At 60.9% G+C, this 1700-nt stretch carries 2 protein-coding genes; both read right to left on the minus strand.

All coding sequences use genetic code 11. From position 1 onward, the window contains the following. A partial coding sequence (locus NKF26_RS23905) for an ABC transporter permease (RefSeq protein WP_253229128.1) occupies positions 1–725 on the minus strand: 725 nt, incomplete at its 3' end. After that, a partial coding sequence (locus tag NKF26_RS23910) for an ABC transporter permease (protein ID WP_253235030.1) occupies positions 712–1700 on the minus strand: 989 nt, incomplete at its 5' end. The genes NKF26_RS23910 and NKF26_RS23905, both read right to left, overlap by 14 nt.

Below are 1700 nucleotides of genomic sequence, written 5' to 3' on the forward strand. Positions count from 1 at the left end.
TTCGGGATGACGTCCTTGAACAGGATGCGCGGCGTGCTCATCCCCATCGTCCGCGAGGCTTCGACGTAGGACTCCTCACGCAGGGTAAGCACCTGTGAGCGAATGGAGCGGGCGAGTCCGGCCCAGTAGTTGATGGTGATGAGGAGACCGATGAGGACGGGATTATCTGGGTGGAAGACGGCGGCAAGCACCATGATGAGCGGCAGGCCGGGGATGGTCATGGCAATGTCCGAAAAGGACGTCAGCACGGTGTCAACCGTCCCGCCGCTGTAGCCGGCGAGCGTGCCGATGGCGAGCGCGATAACGGTGGCGAAGATGCCACCGGCGGCGATCATAATGAGCATCGGCGGAGTGGCGTGGATGGCCATCGCCAGCACGTCCACGCCGGATTTCGTCGACCCGAGTGGTGCGTCCCAGTTCTGGAACGGCACGAGGTTTCGCGGGACCTGATTCGAGGTGGGAGCAGGGTACAGCCAGGTGCCCACCGTCCCGATGAGGATGTAGATGAACAGGATGAGTCCGCCGATTCGCGTACGCGGGTCGTCCCAGGCAACCAGTCCTGGCTTGTAGATGAACTCGGCGTAGAAGTCCTGTAATCGTTCTTTGGTCGTGACTTCCGTGTCAGACCCCGTCGTCTCGAAGCTGAACTCCTCGACTTTCGACTGCGAACCGCCGTCCGTAGCGACGCGGTCGACATCGTCGTCGTTGTCCTCAGTAGGCTTCATTGGAATCACCCGATTTGACGCGTGGGTCGATGATGCCGTACGTGAGGTCGGCGATGAACACGGCGAGGACGAGGGCGACGGTAATGACGAGGAAGATGCCCATCATCAGCGGATAATCGCGGTTTTGCAGTCCCTGGAACAGGTAGTAGCCGACGCCGGGATAGGTGAAAATCTGTTCGAGGATAACCGAGCCACCGAGGTTGAAGCCGATGAGAGTGAGGAAACCAGTGTACATGGGGAGGATGGCATTGCGGCCGACGTACCACACTGAAATGCGGCGGTCGGGAAGCCCGCGAAGGCGGGCGACGCGGACGTAGTCCTCGCCGAGCACCTGGATGCTGTTGCCGCGCATGGCGAGTGCTTGGAGTCCCGCGCCGGAGACGACGAGCGAGACGATGGGGAGGAAGGCGTGATAGAGCGCGTCGGTGACGAACTGGAGGGATAAGCCGGGTTCGACGCCGGGGCTCAAGCGATAGCTGACGGGGAAGACGCTGTACTTGTAGCCGAAGACGATGACGAGGGCGATGGCGAGGACGTAGAAGGGAATCGAGGAGAGGATGATCGAAAGAACGCTCGATCCCATGTCGAAGCGGCTCCCTTCGCGGTAGGCCATGAGTGCACCCCAGACGATGGCGATGGCGAAGATGATGACGGTGGCGGTGACCATCACGAAGATGGTCCACGGCAATGCTTCACCGACGATGCTCGCCACGGTGCGGGGATAGGTGAACGATTTGCCCATGTTGCCGTGCAGCAGGGCGGTGATGTAGTCGCTGTACTGGACGTACAGCGGGGCGTCGGGTTGCAGGTTTTGATACGTTTCGATGATGGAGTTGATCTGTTGGGGTGGATACCCTTGGCGAATCAGTTTGCCGCGCAGTTGGGTGAGCGGGCCACCCGGCAGCAGTCGGATCATGCCGAACGTGAGCGTCACGACCAGCCACAGCGTGAAGATCGCTCGTCCCGTCCGTTTCA

Source organism: Haladaptatus sp. AB618 (assembly GCF_024136965.1).
Taxonomy (GTDB): Archaea; Halobacteriota; Halobacteria; order Halobacteriales; family Haladaptataceae; genus Haladaptatus.